Annotated in this window: 18 protein-coding genes; 9 read left to right on the plus strand and 9 right to left on the minus strand. The window is 36.7% G+C overall.

Annotated features, from left to right (window positions below; translation table 11 throughout):
* Positions 1–62 precede the first annotated feature (62 nt).
* The 3 genes from gldL (at position 63) to gldN (ending at position 3,471) form a co-directional block, all read left to right on the plus strand.
* Positions 63–860: a gliding motility protein GldL gene (gene gldL / locus J0L69_07010; protein MBN8692929.1), complete on the plus strand. Its 798-nt coding sequence runs from the start codon at positions 63–65 to the stop codon at positions 858–860.
* 93 nt (positions 861–953) lie between these two features.
* Positions 954–2,609 (plus strand): gliding motility protein GldM, encoded by a 1,656-nt coding sequence (gene gldM, locus J0L69_07015; protein MBN8692930.1) that lies wholly within the window; start codon positions 954–956, stop codon positions 2,607–2,609.
* 7 nt (positions 2,610–2,616) lie between these two features.
* On the plus strand, positions 2,617–3,471 hold the full coding sequence (gene gldN, locus J0L69_07020) for a gliding motility protein GldN (protein MBN8692931.1): 855 nt from the start codon (positions 2,617–2,619) through the stop codon (positions 3,469–3,471).
* Positions 3,472–3,513: 42 nt separating this feature from the next.
* Here the strand turns inward: gldN and queG are convergent, their stop codons facing one another.
* Both queG and J0L69_07030 read right to left on the minus strand, forming a co-directional pair.
* Positions 3,514–4,437 (minus strand): tRNA epoxyqueuosine(34) reductase QueG, encoded by a 924-nt coding sequence (gene queG / locus J0L69_07025; protein ID MBN8692932.1) that lies wholly within the window; start codon positions 4,435–4,437, stop codon positions 3,514–3,516.
* Positions 4,438–4,480: 43 nt separating this feature from the next.
* Positions 4,481–6,925 (minus strand): carbohydrate binding family 9 domain-containing protein, encoded by a 2,445-nt coding sequence (locus J0L69_07030; GenBank protein ID MBN8692933.1) that lies wholly within the window; start codon positions 6,923–6,925, stop codon positions 4,481–4,483.
* 128 nt (positions 6,926–7,053) lie between these two features.
* On the opposite strand from J0L69_07030, the gene J0L69_07035 reads away from it, so the two are divergent.
* The 3 genes from J0L69_07035 (at position 7,054) to J0L69_07045 (ending at position 10,627) form a co-directional block, all read left to right on the plus strand.
* Positions 7,054–8,061 (plus strand): PorP/SprF family type IX secretion system membrane protein, encoded by a 1,008-nt coding sequence (locus J0L69_07035; GenBank protein ID MBN8692934.1) that lies wholly within the window; start codon positions 7,054–7,056, stop codon positions 8,059–8,061.
* 28 nt (positions 8,062–8,089) lie between these two features.
* The gene (locus J0L69_07040) at positions 8,090–10,090 is read left to right on the plus strand and encodes an OmpA family protein (protein ID MBN8692935.1); all 2,001 of its coding nucleotides are present in this window, start codon (positions 8,090–8,092) and stop codon (positions 10,088–10,090) included.
* Positions 10,091–10,249: 159 nt separating this feature from the next.
* A complete protein-coding gene (locus J0L69_07045) occupies positions 10,250–10,627 on the plus strand; it encodes an endonuclease domain-containing protein (protein MBN8692936.1) in 378 nt (125 codons plus the stop codon).
* A gap of 197 nt (positions 10,628–10,824) precedes the next feature.
* Here the strand turns inward: J0L69_07045 and J0L69_07050 are convergent, their stop codons facing one another.
* Positions 10,825–11,022 carry a hypothetical protein gene (locus J0L69_07050; GenBank protein MBN8692937.1) on the minus strand — a complete coding sequence of 66 codons (198 nt, stop codon included), beginning with the start codon at positions 11,020–11,022 and terminating at the stop codon, positions 10,825–10,827.
* 310 nt (positions 11,023–11,332) lie between these two features.
* Entirely contained in the window at positions 11,333–13,126 is a 1,794-nt protein-coding gene (gene sppA, locus J0L69_07055; protein ID MBN8692938.1) for a signal peptide peptidase SppA, read from the minus strand.
* Between the two features lie 71 nt (positions 13,127–13,197).
* Between sppA and folK the strand changes: the two genes are divergently transcribed.
* The 3 genes from folK (at position 13,198) to clpB (ending at position 17,149) form a co-directional block, all read left to right on the plus strand.
* The gene (gene folK / locus J0L69_07060) at positions 13,198–13,680 is read left to right on the plus strand and encodes a 2-amino-4-hydroxy-6-hydroxymethyldihydropteridine diphosphokinase (GenBank protein MBN8692939.1); all 483 of its coding nucleotides are present in this window, start codon (positions 13,198–13,200) and stop codon (positions 13,678–13,680) included.
* Position 13,681: 1 nt separating this feature from the next.
* A complete protein-coding gene (locus tag J0L69_07065; protein MBN8692940.1) occupies positions 13,682–14,296 on the plus strand; it encodes a deoxynucleoside kinase in 615 nt (204 codons plus the stop codon).
* Positions 14,297–14,551: 255 nt separating this feature from the next.
* Positions 14,552–17,149 carry an ATP-dependent chaperone ClpB gene (gene clpB, locus J0L69_07070; GenBank protein ID MBN8692941.1) on the plus strand — a complete coding sequence of 866 codons (2,598 nt, stop codon included), beginning with the start codon at positions 14,552–14,554 and terminating at the stop codon, positions 17,147–17,149.
* Between the two features lie 39 nt (positions 17,150–17,188).
* Here the strand turns inward: clpB and argH are convergent, their stop codons facing one another.
* From argH to J0L69_07095, 5 genes are all read right to left on the minus strand, one after another.
* Positions 17,189–18,382, minus strand: coding sequence for an argininosuccinate lyase (gene argH / locus J0L69_07075; GenBank protein MBN8692942.1), 1,194 nt, complete (start codon positions 18,380–18,382; stop codon positions 17,189–17,191).
* Between the two features lie 80 nt (positions 18,383–18,462).
* Complete coding sequence (locus tag J0L69_07080) at positions 18,463–19,548, minus strand: M20 family metallo-hydrolase (protein ID MBN8692943.1); 1,086 nt, start codon at positions 19,546–19,548, stop codon at positions 18,463–18,465.
* Positions 19,520–20,296, minus strand: coding sequence for an acetylglutamate kinase (gene argB, locus J0L69_07085; GenBank protein MBN8692944.1), 777 nt, complete (start codon positions 20,294–20,296; stop codon positions 19,520–19,522). The genes J0L69_07080 and argB overlap by 29 nt, the downstream gene beginning before the upstream one ends.
* The gene (locus J0L69_07090; GenBank protein MBN8692945.1) at positions 20,293–21,291 is read right to left on the minus strand and encodes an acetylornithine carbamoyltransferase; all 999 of its coding nucleotides are present in this window, start codon (positions 21,289–21,291) and stop codon (positions 20,293–20,295) included. Before J0L69_07090 ends, argB begins: the two co-directional genes overlap by 4 nt.
* Before the next feature lie 55 nt (positions 21,292–21,346).
* Complete coding sequence (locus tag J0L69_07095; GenBank protein MBN8692946.1) at positions 21,347–22,492, minus strand: aminotransferase class III-fold pyridoxal phosphate-dependent enzyme; 1,146 nt, start codon at positions 22,490–22,492, stop codon at positions 21,347–21,349.
* Between the last annotated feature and the right edge of the window lie 35 nt (positions 22,493–22,527).

The following is a 22,527-nucleotide window of genomic DNA, read 5'->3' on the forward strand; positions in this document are numbered from 1 at the left end:
CAACATAAACACAAAAAACAAACACAAACAAAACAATTACTAACTAACAAACAAACAGAGCTATGAGTCACAAATTACCGAAAGTAACAGGTTTCAAAAGGTTCTTACACCTTTCATCATGTATTGGAGCATCCGTTGTAATCTTAGGTGCTTTATTTAAAATCATGCACTGGCCGGGTGCGTCTGCGATGCTTATCGTAGGTCTTGGTACAGAGGCGTTCTTATTCTTATTATTCGCGTCAGATATCCCACATGAGGAATATGATTGGTCTTTAGCTTACCCTGAGTTATCAGGTATGGGTGGACATGGTGAAGAGGAGCATGCAGGAAGTGGTCTTCCGGTAGCAAACCAATTAGATAATTTATTAGAAGAAGCAAAAATCGGTCCTGAGTTAATTGAAAGTTTAGGAAACGGTATGCGTTCATTAAGCGATAACGCAAGTAAAATTGCTGATATTAGTAATGCAACTGTTGCTACTAACGAATACGTTGATAGCGTAAAGAGAGCTTCATCAAATGTTTCTACATTAGCTGATACATATCAAAAAGCTGCTCAGTCAATGTCTGACTTAGCTAATTCAAACGATGCCGGTTATTCAATTGGTGAATCATTGAATAAAGTGTCTAAGAATTTATCTGCATTAAATGCAACTTACGAATTACAATTACAAGGATCAAAAGATCATTTAGATGCTACCAACAAGTTCTATGATGGCTTAGCTGACTTAATGAAAAACTTACATGATTCAGTTGAAGATACTCGTAAGTATCGTCAGGAAATGTCTAGCTTGTCAAATAACTTAACTGCCTTAAATACTATTTACGGCAATATGTTAAATGCAATGAATTTCAAAGGCTAAATTTCGCATTGATGTAACTTGATTACATCATTAGCGTTATTTAATCTTTATTCAAATTAATTTACGTTTAATCTTATATAAAGAAATTAAAAAATGGCAGGTGGTAAAGAAACCCCGAGGCAGAAGATGATTGGTATGATGTACTTAGTACTTACCGCACTTCTTGCTATGAACGTATCCAAGCAAATCTTAAAAGGTTACATTACGGTGAACGAGAGTATGGAGAAGAGTAAGAAAAACCTTTCTGAGAATAACAAGCGTATTTACGAATCGTTTGAACACACTATTAATGGTAACCCTGCTGCTAAGCCTTATTTCGATAAGGCTAAAGAAGCTCAATCAGCAATTAAGGACGTTATCAAGTATATCGACGGTGTTAGAAATTTAGTTATTGAAACTACTGAGCAAATTGGCCAGGGTGATACTGCTAAATTACGTTACTTAGGTAAAATTGATGACTACGATGCTCCTACTCATTTATTAATTGGTAGTGATGCGGCTTCTCCTGAAAATAAACCAAACAGTGCTGTAGAATTACAAGCAAAAATGGATGGCTTACACAATAAGTTAATCTCTATGCTTGATAACATGCAAAAGGATAAGAAAACTAAGATCCTTGAAGATGATTATCAGGGTTTGAAGAAAAAAATAGGAAGTATTAAGCCGGTTGACAGTGGTGCTGAGGAAGATGGTATCAAATTAACTTGGCCGGTAGAAAACTTCTATCACTTACCAATGGCTGCGGTAGTTACAAACTTGAACAAAATGCAAGCTGACCTTTACAACATCGAGGCTGAATTATTACAGGTATTCAGTGGTGCGAGTGGTAAATTAGCGATTAAGTTCGACCGTTTAACTGCAAAAGTAATTGCTCCTTCTTCATACATTCAAGCTGGTCAACCATATACTGCTGATATTTTCTTAGCTGCTTCATCAAGCGCTATGACTGCTGATATGATGGAAGTATTAGTTGGTGCTGACTCTGCTTCAGGCGGACAAGGCGGAACTAAATTACCAATCGTTGATGGTCAAGGTAAATATGAAGTTCAGACAGGTGGTCAAGGTGAGCAAACCTACAAAGGTGTTATCAAGTTTAAAAAACCTGATGGTACTTACGATTTTTATCCATTCTCTTCAACTTACATGGTTGCTGCTCCTTCAGTTGCGGTTGAACCTGAGAAGATGAACGTACTTTATATTGGTGTAGATAATCCAATTGTTGTTTCAGCTGCTGGTGTTTCTCCTACCGATTTAAATGTTAGCATTACTGGTTGCGGAGCTACAAAAACTGGCGGTTCAGGTGGAAAGTTTGTTGTTCGCGCAACATCTCCGGGAACTTGTCAAATCAGCGTTTCCGCTAAAACTAAAGATGGCGTTAAAGCACAAGGCCCTCCTAAGAAATTCCGTGTGAAGAAAATTCCTGATCCATCAGCTAAATTGGGCGGTAGATTATGTCAGGGTATCATGGATTTCAAAAAGATGGAATTAGCAGCGATCGGTGGTGTGGGTGCTGAAATTCCAGGCTTCGACTTTGATGTTAAATTCCCTGTACAAAGCTTCTTGTTCTCAGCTAACGTAAAAGGTATTATTAAGGAATTTCCTTGTAATGGTCCTAACTTAAGTGCTGAAGCAAAAGGTGTATTACAGAGTTTGAACTCCGGAGGTAAAGCTTTCTTTGAGAACATTAAAGTAAAAGCACCGGATGGAACTATCCGTACCTTGCCAACTGTGTCCTTAAAAGTTAAATAATAGAAATATGAAAAAAGCTACATCCATATTAGTCATTGCCTTTTTACTGGTGATCTCTAATCTAAATGCTCAACCGGGCGTATTTACTCCGGGCGATTATAGAGATGGTATCTATGATAAGGAAAACGCGAATTATCGCCGTTTTATTCCTTACACACATCTTCGTGAAGCAGATGTGGCTTGGGAAAAGCGCGTTTGGCGCGAGATTGATTTAAGAGAAAAGATCAATCACCCTTTGTATTATCCAATTACTTATGATGCGTCTACCAATGGCAGATGGTCGTTAATCAGAGTTTTATCTAAGTATATTCAAACGGGTCAAATTCTTGCCTTCGCTGATGAAGATTTCCTTGTTCCTATGGAATTATCAGTAGTTAAAAACAAATTAGTTGTTTGTGACTCTGTAAAGGAATCAAACTTTGATGAAAACGGTGAAGAGATTTTTACGTCGAGATGGAGTTGTGACTCAACTTCTATTCTAAAAGACTTGAATGTAATGCGTATGAAAGAAGATTGGTTTTTCGATAAGCAGAAATCAGTTTTAGAAGTTCGTATCTTAGGTATTCAAGTATTAAAGCGTGACGAAGAAAAAGGTGGTTTAAATGCATTATTTTGGGTTTATTTCCCTGCATGCCGTCCTTACTTTGCAAAGCATGAAGTATTTAATACAAAAACAGATTCTGAGCGTCGTACTTTCGAAGACATTTTCTGGAAACGTCAGTTCTCTAGTTATGTTTTTAAAGAAACAAACGTTTACGATCGTCAGTTTAATGAATACTCTGCCGGTATCGATTTACTTCTAGAGTCAGATCGCGTAAAAAACGACATCTTTAAATGGGAACACGACTTGTGGCACTTCTAATATGAAATTAAAAAACCCCGAAGCAATTCGGGGTTTTTTGTTTTAGTCCGCTTTTATAAAATCAATGTTTCTTTTAAGGCCGAAGTACTTCGTTCTTTTGACAGCAGAATTCCTGAATAGTTTATCAAAAACTTCTTCTGTTATTTCTTTCCATTCTTTTGTGGAGTAGGATAGCAAACCGTTCGTGTTATTGAACAAAGGCTCATTATGCGGTTTGCTGAATCTGTTCCAAGGACAAACATCTTGGCACACATCGCAACCAAAGGCCCAGTTATCCATTTTGCCTTTAAATTCAGTCGGAATGTTTTCTTTAAGTTCTATGGTAAGATAGGAAATACATTTGCTGCCATCTACAACGTAAGGCGAAATAATTGCTTCAGTAGGACATGCATCAATACATTTAGTACAAGTCCCGCAATAGTCATCAATAGGACCATCATATTCTAATTCCAAATCAATAATCAATTCAGCAATAAAAAAGAATGAACCTTGTTGCTTGTTGATGAGGTTGCTGTTCTTGCCAATCCATCCTAATCCGCTTTTTCTTGCCCAGGCTTTATCCATTACCGGTGCTGAATCGGTGAAAACACGACCGTTTATTTCGCCAATCTGTTCTTGTAGTGAATTTACAAGCTCTTTAAGCTTGTTTTTTATCACTTCATGATAATCGTTACCATAGGCGTATTTGGATAGCTTTGGCGCGCCTTCCGTTTGTTGTTGACTTGGGTAATAGTTATATAAAAGTGATACAACGGATTTTGCACCATCTACCAATAGGCGTGGATCTAATCGTTTATCAAAATGATTCGCCATGTAATCCATTTTTCCGTGGCGGTTTTCTTTTAACCATTTTTCTAATCGTGGCGCTTCTTCTTCCAAAAAGGTAGCTTTACTGATACCGCAAAAGTCAAAACCAAGTCGTTTGGATTCTTGTTTAATAATGGCAGTATGTTTTTTTATGTTCACCCTTTAACAAATTTAATCCTATTATGGAGCAGGGCAAAATAAATTAATTTCTTTTACTCTTTTTGCTAAGCGCCTTTTTAACCATTACGTAATCGAGGTAATAGAGAACCTTTAGTGAAATGGTGTTGTTTTGAGGAGAGTTAATGGATCCTTCAATGTTTAGATAGTAATCGTTAATAATCGTGTTTTCTCTCTTTAAAACGGCATTTTTCCATACTATGTTTAATTCGCTGCCGGGTGCAAATTGCCAAAAGAAAACCAAATCAATATTGAAAGCGTTAAAGTTAACATTATGATTGCCACCATAAGAATAGGAGCTTAAATAGCCATTATTTTCTAAATGATAATACCCATGATAGTAGGCCTTCGACCAGTAATGGCGACCACGAATCGATAGCGACATCTTATTTGTGAATTTATATACTCCGGATAATGTATTACTAACGGTTTGCACATGACGTCTTCCAAATGTAATGGAATCACTCGCGTAATCGTAATTTACAAAACCGATGTCGTCTAACTTTTCCTGAATGTAACTTTCAAAAATAAATGACAACTTATTATTTACCCTCCATCGCGGCGCAATATATAAATCAGTTTCCTGCCTTTTGTTTTCATTAAAAACCCTGTGGTTTACAGAAATATCAATGGCTACTTTTTTCCGGTAATCACTCGATATAAATCCACCCCCTCTGTAATTAGTTGGGAAAGTGTAGAATCTTCCAAAAACGCGCGGTTCATAATAATCATAAGTGATAATAGGCTCCGCACCATAGCGAATCCCAACCGTTAAAAAACGTTTGCTGAATGTGGTTACGTGGTTTCCACTTATACCGAAATTTGCGAACACGTCAGGGTTATACATGCGTTGGTAAATAACCGACCATTCATTATAACTATTATTCAATTTCCAGAAAGGTTTGTAAATGTTATAGGCAATATCCATACCCATATCTACATTGTTATTCATAAATTGAATTCCTAAATCATTCGGATTATAAGTGTCTGTATTTAAACTCCCAAAAGCTGACCATAAAAAATTCCCACCCCGTTTTCCAAAATTGAAATTAGCGCTATAACCTCTATATGGTTTGGCACTATCCGGAAAAAAGCGCTGACTCATTTTGCCAAAACCTCCAATGCCATAAGTGTTTGTTTTGTTATTGAAATCAAAACCGGCACCTGTTACATTCGCATCATAAAAATGTCCATCGCGCGTTACGTTCGTATTAATAAGTGTTACGAAAGAATTGTTTTTTAAAGCCTGATCTAACACCACAATATTGTAATTCGTCAACGGAGATGATAAAATTTTTCTGGTATTTCCAAGCGTGTCCTGAGCAGTAGCATAAGTATCTCCTGAAATGGCATTAAATAAACCTATGCCTAAGTTGGAAGAAGTTCGTCCTGATAATTTTGTAGCATTGTATAAATTAGCTTGTCCCGGATTTTTAATTATTTTTTCATCCGCATTGGTTTGTCCGTAAACATCATAATATAGGAGTGGTTGTCCACCTACACGTCTCGAGTAAAACAAACCTCCTTTATTGAATAATTCTGTTCCTTCAGTAAAGAATGGTCTTCTTTCCTGAAATTGTACCTCAAATGGCGAAAGATTTAATACCTGGTTATCTGATTGTACCTGACTAAAATCCGGTACCAAAGTCATGTCAAGCGTAAAACCGTCGGAAATCCCATATTTTAAATCCAAACCACCACTTGCATTGTAAGTTGTATTATCAATACCGGGTTGATTGTACGGGTAGTTGTTTATAATTCCGGCAACATAAGGCGTGATAGATAAACGTAATGGCGGTTTAATATTTCGTAAACCTTTTAGATCGCCAAACTGACCAACTGTAGTATTGATGGTTGGTAAAACCGGACTCCAAAACGACATTTCTCTGAGACGGCGAATTTTTCTTAACGCATTAAATCCCCAGGTTTGTTCTTCCTTTGCGCTGAATCGTAAAGCAGAGTAGGGGATTTTCATTTCAATAGCCCATCCTGTAGCGGTAATGTTCACTGCACTCAGCCATACAGCATTCCAGTCAAAATCTTGACCTTCGCTACTGTAACGCGCATCAATTTGTGTGCCGGCTGCTGTTACAAAAAAACCAAACGCGTTAATATCGTCGTTATATGTATCGAAAAAAACGCCAAACAAATCGGCGTTGGCTTCGTTATCACGTGTGCTTAATTCATGTAAAACACTATCTGAAGAAACCTCGTAACAAAAGGCATTGATATAAATAGCCTCGTCATCATAAACTAAACGAACCTCTGTTTTTTGTTCGGAGGGAAGGCCGGGATGTAAATCGCGCTGAATAAAATCCGTGGCAATTTTCGCATTCAGCCAACAACTGTCATTTAATAAACCGTCGATTTTAGGTGGATTTGATATACGAGTTGCTTCAATGTTTTTTAATTCTTGTGCTGATACAGAGCCCAGAAAAAAACTTAAAAAGAATATGAAAAAACTCCTCATAATAACGCAGGCAAATTATCAAAAAATCAAGCAGCTTTAATCCCCCACTGTTCGGGATTATTATAGTAAAATGTTAATGATTTCTGGCTGTTTAAACCGATAAATTTGTATATTAGTGAGACATAAAAATGTTAAGATTTAAGGCCTATATTGTTATTTGTGTTATTTCGCTTTCTGTATTAAAGGCACAGGATATTCATTTCTCTCAATATTACTTTTCGCCTTTAAGCATGAATCCGGCACAAACCGGTAATTTTTCGGGAGACTGGCGTATATCTGCTAATTACAGAAGTCAGTGGCGTGAAATTCAAAAAGCATATCGCACCGTATCGTTAGGTGGTGATGCTAACTTTTATCCAATGAATCAACAAACCTCTGCAGGATTATATTTTTTGAATGATCGCTCAGGGGGAAATTTAGTAGTCAATAAAATTTTTCTTTCCGGGGCATTGCACAAAAAAATAGCCGGTTTTAATTTAAATGTTGGAGTGCAGCCGGGAGTTGTGATGAAGAATATTGATTTCTACGCGCATTCTTTTCCTAATCAGTTAAATTGGAATAAAGGACAGTTCGATAATACACTACCGAATTACGAATCTAATGTTGATCAAAGAACAACATACTTTGATTTAAATGCCGGGGCGCTGGCCTCCGTTAGAATCCGAAAAATAGAAACCGGAATTGGTTTTGCCTTGTTTCATATTACAAAACCTAAAGAAACATTTATCGCTAATAACAATCGATTAACGGTGCGTAAACTTTTTAATTTCGATGTGAAGTACCATCATAGTGATAAAATAATTTTAAACCTGTACTCTATGTTAGGAGCTACTACAAAAGCCAGTGATTGGGTAACCGGTTTAAATGCTGAATACGTTTTGCAAAAAACGCCCTTCTTTAATAATGCAGTGTTTGTTGGTTTTATGTGGCGTGATGGTTTGAAACGGATTTCTGATGCCGCTATTGCCACTGCAGGAATCAAGTATATGAATTACACTTTCGGATTTAGTTATGATATTAATGTTTCAAGTTTACATACAGCAACGGATTATCGCGGAGCTATTGAATTTGCATTAATTTATACTTCCAAAAACACGCGCCTAATCAAAAAACAAATTCCTTGTGACCGTTATTAAGCATTGCATAATTTTATTATTTCTTTCTGTGTTTGTACACGCACAGATTGACACCAATGCGCTAAAAAAAATTGAAGCGAAAGATTTGCGCAAACAAGGCGTAAACGCCATGTTGCAAGACGATGCAAATTCAGCGGTTACATTTTTAGAATTCGCTTATCGGAAAAACAGAAGCGATTACAAAACACAATTACTGTTGGCAGAGGCATACCGTGCGACACGAGATTACGCGCGTGCCGAAAAAATGTATGAATCGGTTTATAAAGGCGCGCCTAAAAAATATCCTGAGTCATTATACTATTTGGCCGACATGCAAAAATCCAACGGTAATTATGATAAAGCAAAGGAGAATTTTCAAAAATTTAAAAAGGAATATAAAGGAGATGATCGTGATTTAAAAAAATCAGCAGCTAAAGAGGTAGAGTTTTGCGACTCTGCAAAAAATATTATTTCAAAAGAGAAAAAGATTATCGTAACCCATTTGGAAGGTGATATCAATAAAGTTCATGTAGAAGCAAGTCCGTTAAGTTTAGATGAAAACATAATGATTTATTCCTCCTTACGTACTGATAAAAAGGAATACATCTATGAAGGTGATACAAACAACGCGCTGGTTCGTAAAATGTATATCGCGAAAAAGGAGAATAATGAATGGAAATTTGTGAGTGAGTGGGATGGCCCATTTAATGAAGAGGGGTACAACACAGGAAACGCGAGCATCACACCCGACGGTAAAAAAATATATTTCACGCGTTGCAAACCCAACTGGCAAGGTAAAATGATTTGCGCGATTTATGTTTCGGAGTTGGAAAATGGAACATGGACAGAGCCATTAAAACTGGGAAAGAATATCAATAATCCAAAATTCAGTAATACACAACCTGCTGTTTCCATTGATCCTGTAAAGAAAAATGAGATTGTATATTTCGTTTCAAATAATAAGGAAGGAAAGGGTGGATTGGATATTTGGTACTTTACGTATGATGTAAAAAAGAAAATGTATAAGGCTCCTAAAAACGCCGGACCAAAAGTCAATACAAAGAAAGATGAAATGTCACCTTACTTTGATAATGAAACCAGAAGTTTATACTTCAGCTCTCAAGGACATCCGGGATTGGGAGGTTTTGATGTTTATAAAGCCATTGGCGACGGAAAAAAATGGTTGAGTGCGGAGAATGTAGGAGCGCCGATTAATTCGGGCGCGGATGATATCTTTTATACCATTTCAAAAAATCGGGAAGAAGGATTTTTAGTATCAAACCGAAAGGGTGGAGTAGCACTGAAGAATGAGACTTGTTGTGATGATATTTACTCTTACAAATACACTCAGTACATTCATATTAATATCAAAGGTGTGATTTACACGGTTGAGAATGGAACTAATAAAAATTTAAGCGACGCGATTATTGAAATTTATTCTAAAGATAAATTAACCGGTGAGCGTTTTTTAATTAAAACTATTAACTCGAATAAGGAAGGCGATTATGATGTAAAGATTGAGGCAGGGAGTGACTATCAGATTCTCGTAAGAAAAGATGGTTACTTAAGCAACAGTTATGATTTTAGTACACGTGCTATTGCAACATCAACCACACTGGCAAAAGATATTCCACTTGATCCTATGCCAAAGGAACCAATTCGCATTCCGAATGTGTTGTATGAGTTTGATAAAGCCAATATTCTGGATGCATCTAAAATGGCGTTGGATACAACGGTACTACGTTTAATGCAAGACAATCCGCAAATTATAGTGGAGATTATGTCGCATACTGATAGTAAGGGGAATGATTTGTATAACATGAAACTTTCGCAGAAACGCGCAGAGAGCGTGGTGAATTATTTGGTATCAAAAGGTATAAAAGCTGAGCGATTGAAAGCAAAAGGTTATGGTGAAACAAAACCGGTAGCACCAAATGATAAACCGGATGGTTCTGATAATCCGGAAGGCCGTGCTCAGAACCGTCGCACCGATTTCAAAATCATTGGTAAACTCGATATTGAAGTTATCAATGATTATGATGACGAGTAGTTCTACTCAGTTAGTTTGTTAATTGCCTTATTATGAATTTTAGAAAAGCTATATTTTGTAGCAAGGATTAATTTTATTGCTATGTAATTTTGTTCGGCGACTTTATTATCCCTTCTCCCTTGGGAGAAGGTAAGGATAAGGGTAAAATAATCACAAATAATGCAAACAAACAGTACGCATCATTACAAGGCAAACAATATTATAAAAGCTAGAGCTAGGTACCTGCGGAAAAACCAGACAACAGCAGAAGAGTTACTTTGGAGAATTATAAGAAACAGAAATATTGGAGGATTAAAATTCAGAAGACAACAGCCTTTAGCAAATTATATCGCCGATTTTTATTGTCATGAATTAAAACTTGTAATTGAGTTGGACGGCGATGTGCATGATATATCTTGGGTAAAGGAAAGAGATTTATTGCGTGAAAAGGCTATCAAAAAATTAGGAATAGAGGTACTTAGATTCAGTAACGAACAGGTTTTTTCTAACGCTGACTTTATCGCTGAAAGGATTCTTGAGATTAGGAATTCGGTTTGACCCTCACCCTTAATCCCTCTCCCAAGGGAGAGGGGGAAAGCTAGTTAGGTGGTGTAAAGCAGCGACACTACAACTCCTTCTCCCTTGGGAGAAGGGCAGGGATGAGGGTTTAATAAGTCAAAATTCAAAAATGTTTACTTGGTGAATAAAAGAACGCAAATTCCCTAGTGATTTTATGAATGTACAATTTATTAAATTTAATTGTACTCGGATTCATTTATCGGAATTAATTCATATCCTTTTTGATTCGGTAATTCCTTTATTTTATAATAAAGCATTGTTTCACGCTTTGCGTTCTCACTTTGAAAATTAACGCTATATACCATTTTTAGTTTTTCCTTATTTATTTCATAAAGACAAACAAATTTCATGTCATCTGCTGCTTTAATTAGCATTTCTAATTCACCGTTCTTTCTAAAGTTTACATCAGCAGAGTAATTAGTGGGTTTAGTATAATAGATTTGCGAAGATTCTCCTCTTTAAATATCTCCTATAGCGTACCACGTGTTTGCTTGAAGTTTTTCTAAAATCTCCTGAGATTTAACGTTAAATGAAAGGAACAACTAGAGTAGTAAAACCAGCTTATTCATGTTGTATAATTTATATTAAATGTACAAAATTATCCTATAAAAAAAGCGCGAATTTCTCCGCGCTTTTCTAAGTAATATTTATTGTTCCCCGAGCTTGCCGAGGGACAATATCAATTTAGTTTATAATCATTTCATAAGGTAATCTCATTTGAACACCTTTAAACTCCATAATACGTTTTACGAATTTTAAGTAGGTGTATTGTTCACCTAATTGTTTTTGTATAATGCGCTCTTCTAATCCTTCTTCTCCCTTGTTTAAGAACATACTGAATGGATCTTTGCGTTTAGGGAATTCCTCAATTTTATAATCACTCATCTTAGCCATTTTAGCAGCGTAAGCAATCGCATCATCAGTTCCACCTAACTCATCCACTAAATTTATTTTTAAAGCGTCGGTACCACTCCAAACGCGACCTTGTCCAATACTGTCCACTTGCGCAGTGGTTATTTTTCTTCCTTCCGCTACACGTCCGATAAATGTTTCGTACACTTTTTCTACGCTATTCTGAATGTATAAAAACTCTTGTTGGTTAACCGGACGGAAAATTGTACCGATATCACTGTGCTTATTCGTATTTACGGTATCAATGTTAATACCTAATTTATCGGCAAAAGCTTTTTGAGCATTTGGCAACATGCCAAATACACCAATGGAACCAGTAATAGTATTTGGCTGCGCAAAAATTCTATCGGCTGCACAACTGATGTAATAACCACCACTTGCGGCAACATCTCCCATTGATACAACAACCGGCTTTACTTTTTTCGCTAACACCACTTCTCTCCAAATAACATCACTTGCTAAAGCGCTTCCACCTGGTGAATTCACACGCATTACGATGGCTTTAATTGTAGTGTCTAAACGCGCATCACGAATGGCTTTAGCAATACGATCACTTCCAATCGTTTCATCATCTCCTTCGCCACCTTGAATTTGTCCTACCGCGTAAATCAAAGCCATCTTAGGTTTCTTGCCTAATTTACCTTTTAAGCTGCCGCCACGGTTTTTCTTTTCATATTTAGAGATTTCAGCAAACTGAATTTTATCTTTTTCTTTTAATTTTAAATCTTTCTTTAATAAGTTCATTACTTCGTCCTCATACAATAAACCATCCACTAATTTATTATTCAACGCATCTTCAGGAGAAGCAATGCTCAGATTATTGGCTAGTTCGTTCAATTTATCAATACTTGTTCCTCTTTGCTCACTGATTCCTTGTAGCATAGAACCCCACATGCTGTTTAAATACGTTTCGGTTTGTAAGCGGTTGGCTTCACTCATTTTATCCAACATGAAAGGTTCAATGGCACTTTTGAATTTACCGTGACGGAAAATCTGCGCTTCCACTTGCATTTTCTCTAACATGTTTTTGAAGAACATCAACTGTACACTTAAACCTTTTAATTCCATGCCGCCTTGCGGATTCATGTATAATTTTGAGGCAGCGCTGGCTAAGTAATAAGCTTTTTGAGAATATATCTCAGAATAAGAATAAACAAACTTGCCTGATTTTTTGAAATCCAAAATAGCATCACGAATTTCTTGCGTCGCAGCAAATCCTGCCTGAAGGTCTTTTATATCTAAATAGATGCCTTTTATTTTTTCATCGGTTTTAGCAGCTTCAATAGCTTTAACAATACCGCGTAAGCCAAGAGTTCCTTCCGGCATAAACGGACCTAAATCTAATTCTTCAAAAGGGTTGTCTAATCCGCGCTCGCTGATAGGCCCTTCTAATTTTAGATGTAAAACACTGTTTTCTTTAACGGTTATAACTTTCTCTTCGTCAATACCCGATAAGGCTCCTTTTAAACCGGCTGCAATAAATGCACCGATAATTAAAGCCATAATAACTCCTGTTATTAGCAATCCCACAATGGAACCGAAAAACGCACCGAAAAATTGTTTCATTTTAAATAGTAATTTTGTGATTAATTCTAACCTAAATTACCTTTTAAAGGGCTTCTAAACCCATAAACTTTATGAACGTAGCTTTTTTATGTGTGGGCGGAAATATGGGCGACCGATTGGCCAATATACTGGAGGCTAAACGGCAATTATTAGGTATGGGTTGTAAAATGGAGGCAGAATCAGGCATTTATCAAACCAAGGCCTGGGGTATTGAAGAAGCACCGGATTATTACAATCAAATGCTTAAGATAGTAACGGAGAAGAATGGAATTGAATTAATGACAACTTTATTGGACATAGAAAAGAGTATGGGGCGAATCCGTAGCGATAATCGTAACGCGTCTCGTACCATGGATATGGATATTTTGTTTTTTAATAATGAGATCATTAAGTCCGAATTACTGGAAGTGCCTCATCCACGTTTGCATTTGCGTCGGTTTGTATTGGAACCTTTAAATGAGATTGCTTCAGAATTAATTCATCCGGTTCTGAATAAAACAATTCATGAATTATTAATCGAATGCAAGGATACATCTGCAGTAAAAAGATTATAAAATGTATATCTGTATAGAAGGAAATATCGGTGCCGGCAAAACTACTTTAGCAATTGCATTGGCGAAAAAATTAAAAGCGGATTTTTTACCTGAACATTACGAGGACAATCCCTTGCTGCCACTTTTTTACAAGGATAAAAAGAAAATGGCTTTCCCTCTCGAGTATAGTTTTTTAATTGACCGTCACGCACAATTACATAATTACTTTAAGAAAAGGAAGAGCAAAATCACGGTAGCGGATTTTAGTTTGTATAAATGTCTTTGGTTTGCCAAAACTAATTTATCCAAAAAGGAATACGCACTTTATAAAAAGCATTTTAAGACTATAGAGGAAGTAGCTCAAAAGCCCGATTTAATTGTTTACATCCATACGCATCACACTAATTTATTAAGTAACATTAAAAAGCGTGGCCGTAATTTTGAAACATCCATTGATAAAAAATACTTACAAGCAGTAACCAAAAGTTATTTAAGTGGTTTGAAGAAATTAGATATTCCGGTATTGTTAGTTGAAGTTGATGCATACAACAACAAAACAAACGAGGCATTAGTAGCTAGTGTCCGAAAGTTTTTGTCAAGTAAAAATCAGAAAGCATATTCAAAGATAATCCTTTAGTGATTCAAAGTTTTTAGCATAGCGTTTCTCCTCTCTCTGTGCGCAGAGAGGGGGTGACCGAACGTAGTGAGGTCGGGGTGAGTCTGTTTAATAGTCAAGCAAAATATATTTTTATTTTTAATGCGACTTACTGTCGCGTTTTTTGTGTTTCAGAGGTCAATTTGTCCTTTTTTCCATATAATTCTGCCCTTTTTACCGATAATATAGCTTGGAACGGGATTTGAGCGGCTATGTATATAAATAAAGAATACCATTATGAATTTAAACAATTTCACCATCAAATCTCAGGAAGCTATTCAGCAAAGCTTGCAGTTAGCAACCATCAATGGCAATCAGGCTATAGAAAATGGCCATATATTAAAGGCCATTTTAGAAGTGGATGAAAACGTAACGCCATTCCTGTTAAAGAAGCTTGGCATTAATGCACAAGTGTTTGAAAAGACACTCGAAAGCATTGTGAAATCCTATCCAAGGGTGAGTGGCGGGCAACCCTATTTATCGAATGGTGCCAATCAAACTGTTGCTAAAGCCAATACATACCTTAAAGAATTTAAAGATGAATTTGTATCGATTGAACATTTGTTGTTAGGCATACTGGCAAGTGGCGATAGTGTGGCGAGTATGATGAAAGATTCCGGATTTAATGAAAAGGATTTAAAAGCTGCTATTAAAGAATTACGTAAAGGTGCAAGTGTTACTTCTCAAAGTCAGGAAGAAACCTACAATGCCTTAAATAAATACGCCATCAATTTAAATCAGCAGGCACAAAATGGTAAGTTGGATCCTGTAATCGGAAGAGACGAAGAAATCCGTCGTGTATTACAAATTTTATCCCGTAGAAGTAAGAACAATCCGATTTTGGTTGGTGAGCCCGGTGTAGGTAAAACAGCTATTGCGGAAGGATTAGCGCATCGCATCATCAGCGGTGACGTACCCGAGAATTTGAAGTCGAAACAAATCTATTCTTTGGATATGGGTGCTCTTATTGCGGGTGCAAAATACAAAGGTGAGTTTGAAGAAAGATTGAAGTCGGTGATTAAAGAAGTTATCGGCAGTGAGGGTGATATTGTGTTGTTTATTGACGAAATTCATACGCTGGTTGGTGCAGGTGGAGGCGGAGAGGGTGCCATGGATGCGGCAAATATTTTAAAGCCTGCTTTGGCGCGCGGTGAATTAAGAGCGATTGGTGCAACTACTTTAAATGAATTCCAAAAATATTTTGAGAAGGATAAAGCTTTAGAACGCCGTTTCCAAAAAGTAATGGTGGATGAACCAAGTGCAGAAGATGCTATTTCCATCATGCGCGGTATCAAAGAAAAATATGAAACGCATCACAAGGTGCGTATAAAAGATGAAGCGATTATTGCCGCTGTTGAATTGTCACAACGTTATATCAGTGACCGTTTCTTACCGGATAAAGCCATTGACTTAATGGATGAAGCGGCTTCTAAATTGCGTATGCAAATTAACTCCATGCCAATTGAGTTGGATAAAGTAGAACGCGAAATTATGCAATTGGAAATCGAGCGTGAGGCGATGAAGCGTGAGAATGAAGATAAGAAGGTGACTGAATTGAATAAAGAAATTGCGGAGTTACAAGATAAACGTGCTGCGTTGCGTGCAAAATGGCAAGGCGAGAAGGAAGCGATTGAAGGTGTTCAGAAAATTAAACTGGAGATTGAAGATTTAAAAGTTCAAGCCAATAATTTTGAGAAGGCAGGCGATTACGGTAAAGTAGCGGAAATCCGTTATGGGAAAATTAAGGAGGCCGAAGCTAAGTTGGCCGAAATGGAAGCTAAATTATCTGAAGCAAAAGAGAATGGTTCACAAATGGTGAAGGAGGAAGTAGACAGTGAAGATATTGCAAGTGTAGTGAGTGCGTGGACAGGAATTCCGGTGTCACGAATGTTGCAAAGTGAGAGAGAAAAATTATTGCATCTCGAAGATGAATTGCATAAGCGTGTAGTCGGACAACAAGAAGCAATTGAAAGTATTGCGGATGCGGTGCGCAGAAGCAGAGCCGGTTTACAAGATGCTAAACGTCCGATAGGTTCGTTCATTTTCTTAGGAACAACAGGTGTAGGTAAGACAGAGTTAGCGAAAGCCTTGGCCGAATTTTTATTCAATAACGAAAATTCAATGACGCGTATTGATATGAGTGAATACCAGGAGCGTCATGCGGTAAGCCGATTAGTGGGAGCGCCTCCGGGATATGTGGGCTATGATGAAGGCGGACAATTAACTGAAGCGGTGCGTCGTAAACCATATAGTGTAGTGTTGTTGGATGAAATCGAAAAAGCTCATCCGGATGTATTTAATATTCTGTTGCAGGTATTAGACGACGGACGTTTAACCGATAACAAAGGTAGAACAGTGAACTTTAAAAACACCATCATCATTATGACCTCCAATATCGGTTCTCATTTGATTCAGGAGAATTTTGAAAAGATGACGGAGAAGAATAAGGATACCGTTTTGGCAAAAACAAAGACTGAGGTGTACGAGATGTTGAAGAAATCGATTCGTCCGGAGTTTTTGAATAGAATTGATGAAGTCATAATGTTTGAACCTTTGAATCGTGATGATATCAATAAGATTGTGGAGATTCAATTCAACAACGTAGCGAAGATGTTGGCAGAGCAAGGGATTAAGATGAGTGCAACACCGGAGGCCATTGATTGGTTGGCACAATTAGGATATGATCCTCAGTTTGGAGCAAGGCCGGTAAAACGTGTAATGCAAAAGCAAGTGTTGAACGAATTGTCAAAACAAATTTTATCAGGTAGTATTAATAAAGACAAAGAAATTGTTCTGGATATGTTTGAGAATAGATTTGTGTTTAGGAATAATTAATGTTTGTAATGAAAAGAAAGGCCGGGATTCCGGCCTTTTTTAATTGGCTAATTTTATTTTTTTGGAAATTATGTTATATGCCTCTCTGAATGATGTGCCTTGCATGACTAAGTCATTAACTTCATTTACACTATACATGTATTTGTAAATTTCATCATCCGCGCTGTTTACATTCACCTTGAGTGAAGGCAAAACATGTAACAGTACATCCAAACATTCTTTTAATTGTTCAATGGCAGGGAAAATTAATTCCTTAGTTATTTGCATGTCTCTGTGATATCCGCTAGGTAAATTATTTGTGAGTAAAGTAAGCTGAATAGGTAAACCTTGCTGAATATTGCATTTAGCTCTGATTAATTCAAATACATCCGGATTTTTTTTGTGCGGCATAATACTGCTACCTGTAGTGAATTGTTCGGGAAAGGAAATGAAATTGAAATTCTGACACATGTATAAACATACATCATAAGCGAATTTTGAAATCGTATGCGCAATCGTTGAGATAGCCATTGCGGTTACTTTTTCTGATTTTCCTCTGGTCATTTGAGCATATACATCACTTTTATGATAGGATGCAAATCCCATTTCTTTGGTTGTAAATTCTTTGTCGATCTTAAAATTAGTGCCATAACCAGCAGCGCTACCCAATGGATTTTTATTACATACATTGTAAGCTGCTTGAACCAATTCCAAATCATCCTCTAAACTTTCAGCATAAGCTGTTAACCACACCTCAAATGACGAAGGCATGGCCACTTGAAAATGCGTGTACCCGGGTAATGTTATACCGGAATGTTTAACTGCTAATTCATTAAATAAATTCTGTAATTCAATACACTTGTTTTTTATAGTCTCTAATTCGTGTTTTAAATACAATTTAATAGCAGTTAAAACCTGGTCGTTTCTTGAACGGGCTGTGTGAATTTTTTTTCCGGTTTCGCCGAATCTTACAGTCAAATAAAATTCAATTTGCGAATGGATGTCTTCAATGCCTTCGTTTATTTTGAATTTACCTTCAGCTATCAATTCGGCTATTTCGTTTAATCCTTTAATAAGCTGCTCAGATTCTTCTTTTGTTATTAATCCTACTTTGCATAACATTTTAGCATGCGCTTTCGAAGCCATTACATCATAAGGCGCTATAAATAGGTCCATTGTTCTGTCATTACCTATTGTGAATTTCTCAATCAGTTGATCGGTTTTTATTTCTTTCTCCCAAAGTTTTGTTTTCATTTTGTTTTTATTTTTTGTCAGTTCGAACGAAGTCGAGAACTTACGTGCGTATTTACGTCTCGACTTCACTCGACGTGACATTATATTATCTTCTCTAATAATTTTATATATAATTCAATTCCTTCTTCAATTTCCTTTAGATAAATAAATTCATCTGCTGTATGGCTTCGTGCGCTGTCACCCGGACCCATTTTTAGAGTAGGGAAGGGCATCAGAGCTTTGTCGCTGGAGGTTGGCGAGCCGTAGTAATTTCGATTCAACTCTATTCCTCCAATAACAAGTGGATGGTTTAATGAAATGGAAGAAGAACGCATTCTTAAACTTCTTGGATTAATTTCGCACTTCACATTTTGTTTAATGATGCTCAGAATTTCATCGAAGGTGTATAATTCATTCACCCGAATATCTACCACAAATTTGCAGGAAGCAGGGACAACATTATGCGCCTTGTTCTCGGTTTCAATGGAAGTTGCGGTCATTTTAACAGGACCTAATACTTCTGATACTTTATCGAATGCGTAGTTTTTAAACCAACTGATATCTTGTAAGGCATGATACAACGCATTGTCACCTTCGTTTCTGGCGGCATGTCCGGCTTTACCATAATTGATACAATCCAGTACCAGCAAACCTTTCTCGGCAATGGCCATATGCATTTGCGTAGGTTCGCCCACAATACCAAAATCAATGTTGCCTAAATGTGGTAAAAGTGCTTCAATACCATTGTTTCCGGATATTTCTTCCTCGGCACTGGCGGCAAATACAATGTTGTATTTTAAATTTTGCTTATTGTAAAAATATAGAAAAGTCGCCAGTAAGCTCACTAAACAACCACCGGCATCGTTACTTCCTAAGCCATAAAGTTTGCCATCGCTTTCAATGGGATCAAATGGATTTACGGTGTATCCTTTGTTAGGTTTAACTGTATCGTGATGAGAATTTAATAGTAAAGTGGGTTTACTTTCATCAAAATACAAATTGCTAGCCCAAACATTATTAAGGTATTTGTTTGCTTTAATGGTTTTTGATTTCAAAAGATCAAAAATAATCTCCGCAGTTTTACTTTCCTCTTTGCTAAAGGAAGGAGTCGCAATTAATTGTTTTAACAGTTCAATTGCATCTTCGGTTAGAAGTGTGCTATTTGATACTAATGTTTGTGCCTCCATTTTGATTTAATTTTTGTAATTGTTTTGAATTACCAATCACTACCGAATGAACACCTTTTTCTAAGGCATTAAAAGCGTTGTCAAGTTTTGGTATCATTCCATTAATAATGATTTTATTCTGTTTTAATTCCGCGTATAAGAGAGCATTTAATTTGCTTATGACCTTTTTGCCATTTAAAACACCGTTTTTTTCAAAACAATAAATGATTTTTACTTTATAAATTTTGCTTAATGCCGTTGCCAAGCCCGAAGTAACCGTATCAGCGTTGGTATTGTATAATTGTCCTTTATAGCTTGATGTAATTGGTGCAATGACAGGAACAATGTTTTGATTTATCAGTGATGAAATAAACACGGTGTTTATCTTGTTTTCGATAATATCTCCCACAAAACCGTAATCAACGCTTTTTGTTTTACGTTTAGTAGCCGGAATTAATGTCACATCCGCACCGCATAAACCAATGGCTTTTGTTTTTTTAGAGTTTAATTGCGCCGTGATACTTTTGTTGATCCATCCTGCATAAACCATGGTTGTGATTATTAAAGTCTCGGAATCTGTTATTCTTCTGCCATCTATCATTTTAGTTTCTATTCCTAATTGTTGAGATAATTGTGTTGCTAGTTTACCGCCTCCGTGTACCAAAATCTTTGCACCTTTTAATTTGGAAAAATCACTGAGAAATTTATTTAAGGATTTTTGATTGTCAATAACATTCCCGCCAATTTTTACTAGTGTTAATGTTTTCATGCTTCCTCCAATTCAAGGTGTTCAATTGATTTATATTCCGATGCAGGCAGTTTACTTAAGATGTTTTTTAAAACCACTTGTGCTGCAACCACTCTGTTTGAAGCTTGTTGCTGAATTAAACTATTAGGGTGTTCAATCAGTTTGCTGCTTAATTCAACATCCCTTCTTACCGGTAAACAATGCATTATTCCTGCATTATTAGTGAATTGGTATTTATTCAGATCCAGCAGCCAGTTGCCTTTAACTTCAGGCATAGTACCGTAATTGGTAAACGATGACCAGTTTTTTACATAAACAAAGTCTGCGTTTTTAAGAGCTTCTTCCTGATTATACTCTATGGTGGCACCTTTTGTGTAATCATCACACAATTCATAACCTTCCGGATGTGTAATAGTAAAATCTACATCTAATTTTGTCATCCATTCTGCAAAGGAATTAGGTACAGCTTGAGGTAATGCTTTTATGTGTGGTACCCAGGTTAAAACAACTTTTGGCTTGTGTTTCTCCTTCCAATTTTCTTTAATGGTGATTGCATCTGCCAAACTTTGTAAAGGGTGGAGTGTAGCCGACTCCAAACTTATAACCGGTACATTGCTGTATTTCATTAATTGCACTAATAGTTTTTCACTGTAATCCAATTTTTGATCGGTTAAAGAAGGGAAAGCCCGCATGCCAATAATATCACAGTAAGAACCTAATACAGCTGCCGCATCTTTGATGTGCTCAACTGTATTTCCATTCATCACCACATTATCGTTCCATTCAATAGCCCAGCTTTCTTTATCGAGATTCATAACCATCACTTCCATGCCTAGCATGCGTGCTGCTTTTTGTGTGCTTAGTCTGGTTCTTAAACTTGGGTTAAGAAAAATTAATCCTAAGGTTTTATTTTTTCCTATGCCGGAATAGGCGTAGGGTGTTTTCTTAAGTTGAATAGCATCCTCAATGAGTGCATTGGGGTCTGTTACGTCGTATATGGTAGTAAAGTGTTTCATGTTCGATGTTTTATGTTTGTTGTTTTATGTTTGTTGTTTTGTGTTTGATTATTTGTTATGACTTTAAGAATATATTGGCGTTTTCTAAGCTCTTAACTAAAGCCTTATTGAATAATTCGATTTCTTTCTCCGAAATTGTTAAAGCAGGCAACAGACGAATTACATTTTTATTTGACGCTGTACCTACCAAAAGATGATGCTCAGAAGTTAAATTGTTTTTTAGTTCACTGATTGGAAATTCAAATTCCAATCCAATCATTAATCCTTTTCCTCTTACTTCTTTTATGCCGTCCATCTGTTTTAATTCGTTTATCCATTTTTCTCCTGTCGCATTTGCCTTCTCAATTAGTTGTTCGTTCTTTATCACGTCGAGAACGGCGATGGCTGCCGCACAAGCCAAATGATTACCGCCAAAAGTTGTACCCAGTAAACCGTATTTAGCCTGGAATTTTGGATTGATAAGTACACCGGCAATAGGAAATCCGTTTCCCATACCTTTAGCCACAGTTATTAAATCGGGTTTTACATCCGCGTGTTGATGTGCGAAAAACTTTCCTGTTCTGCCATAACCGGATTGAACTTCATCTGCGATAAAAATTGCATCAAACTCTTTGCATTTTTGTTCAATCAGTTGTAAGAATGAGTTGTCAGGAATTTGAATTCCGGCCACACCCTGAATGCCTTCTATTATTACAGCACAAACGCTTTCATCCATTGCTTCAACAAAAGCTTCTTCGTTATTTAATTCTACAAAAACTACGTCATGTGAATTAATGTTCGCCTGAATACTTGCGTCGTTGGTGGCGGCCACAGCAAGGGAAGTTCTGCCATGAAAACTTTTACTGAAGGCAATTACTTTTTTTCTGCCATTGTAGAATGACGCCAACTTTAATGCGTTTTCATTGGCTTCGGCTCCTGAGTTGCATAAGAATAAATTGTAATCAGTGTAGCCGCTTATCTCTCCAAGTTTTTGAGCTAATTCTTCCTGCAATGGATTTATTACCGAATTGGAGTAAAAAGCGATGTTTTGTAATTGTTCCGTTATTTTCTGAACGTAATATTGGTGACTGTGCCCAATGGAGATAACTGCATGTCCGCCGTACAAATCCAAGTATTTTTCGTTGTTACTGTCCCACAACCACGAACCTTTTGCTTTTACAGGTGTGATATTTTGAAGTGGGTATACATTAAATGGTTTCATGTTTTTCTTTTTCTTTTTGTTCTCGACTCCGCTCG

Source organism: Bacteroidota bacterium (assembly GCA_017303905.1).
Classification (GTDB): Bacteria; Bacteroidota; Bacteroidia; order B-17B0; family Aurantibacillaceae; genus JAHEYG01.

What these genes read in the sequence shown, in the direction of transcription:
- J0L69_07045 (MBN8692936.1), top strand. Translation starts at nt 10,250, where the DNA reads ATGCAAACAAACAGTACGCATCATTACAAGGCAAACAATATTATAAAA.
- clpB (MBN8692941.1), top strand. Translation starts at nt 14,552, where the DNA reads ATGAATTTAAACAATTTCACCATCAAATCTCAGGAAGCTATTCAGCAA.
- folK (MBN8692939.1), top strand. Translation starts at nt 13,198, where the DNA reads ATGAACGTAGCTTTTTTATGTGTGGGCGGAAATATGGGCGACCGATTG.
- J0L69_07095 (MBN8692946.1), bottom strand. Translation starts at nt 22,492, where the DNA reads ATGAAACCATTTAATGTATACCCACTTCAAAATATCACACCTGTAAAA.
- J0L69_07035 (MBN8692934.1), top strand. Translation starts at nt 7,054, where the DNA reads ATGTTAAGATTTAAGGCCTATATTGTTATTTGTGTTATTTCGCTTTCT.
- gldN (MBN8692931.1), top strand. Translation starts at nt 2,617, where the DNA reads ATGAAAAAAGCTACATCCATATTAGTCATTGCCTTTTTACTGGTGATC.
- J0L69_07090 (MBN8692945.1), bottom strand. Translation starts at nt 21,291, where the DNA reads ATGAAACACTTTACTACCATATACGACGTAACAGACCCCAATGCACTC.
- gldL (MBN8692929.1), top strand. Translation starts at nt 63, where the DNA reads ATGAGTCACAAATTACCGAAAGTAACAGGTTTCAAAAGGTTCTTACAC.
- argH (MBN8692942.1), bottom strand. Translation starts at nt 18,382, where the DNA reads ATGAAAACAAAACTTTGGGAGAAAGAAATAAAAACCGATCAACTGATT.
- J0L69_07065 (MBN8692940.1), top strand. Translation starts at nt 13,682, where the DNA reads ATGTATATCTGTATAGAAGGAAATATCGGTGCCGGCAAAACTACTTTA.
- sppA (MBN8692938.1), bottom strand. Translation starts at nt 13,126, where the DNA reads ATGAAACAATTTTTCGGTGCGTTTTTCGGTTCCATTGTGGGATTGCTA.
- J0L69_07080 (MBN8692943.1), bottom strand. Translation starts at nt 19,548, where the DNA reads ATGGAGGCACAAACATTAGTATCAAATAGCACACTTCTAACCGAAGAT.
- gldM (MBN8692930.1), top strand. Translation starts at nt 954, where the DNA reads ATGGCAGGTGGTAAAGAAACCCCGAGGCAGAAGATGATTGGTATGATG.
- argB (MBN8692944.1), bottom strand. Translation starts at nt 20,296, where the DNA reads ATGAAAACATTAACACTAGTAAAAATTGGCGGGAATGTTATTGACAAT.
- J0L69_07050 (MBN8692937.1), bottom strand. Translation starts at nt 11,022, where the DNA reads ATGCTAATTAAAGCAGCAGATGACATGAAATTTGTTTGTCTTTATGAA.
- J0L69_07030 (MBN8692933.1), bottom strand. Translation starts at nt 6,925, where the DNA reads ATGAGGAGTTTTTTCATATTCTTTTTAAGTTTTTTTCTGGGCTCTGTA.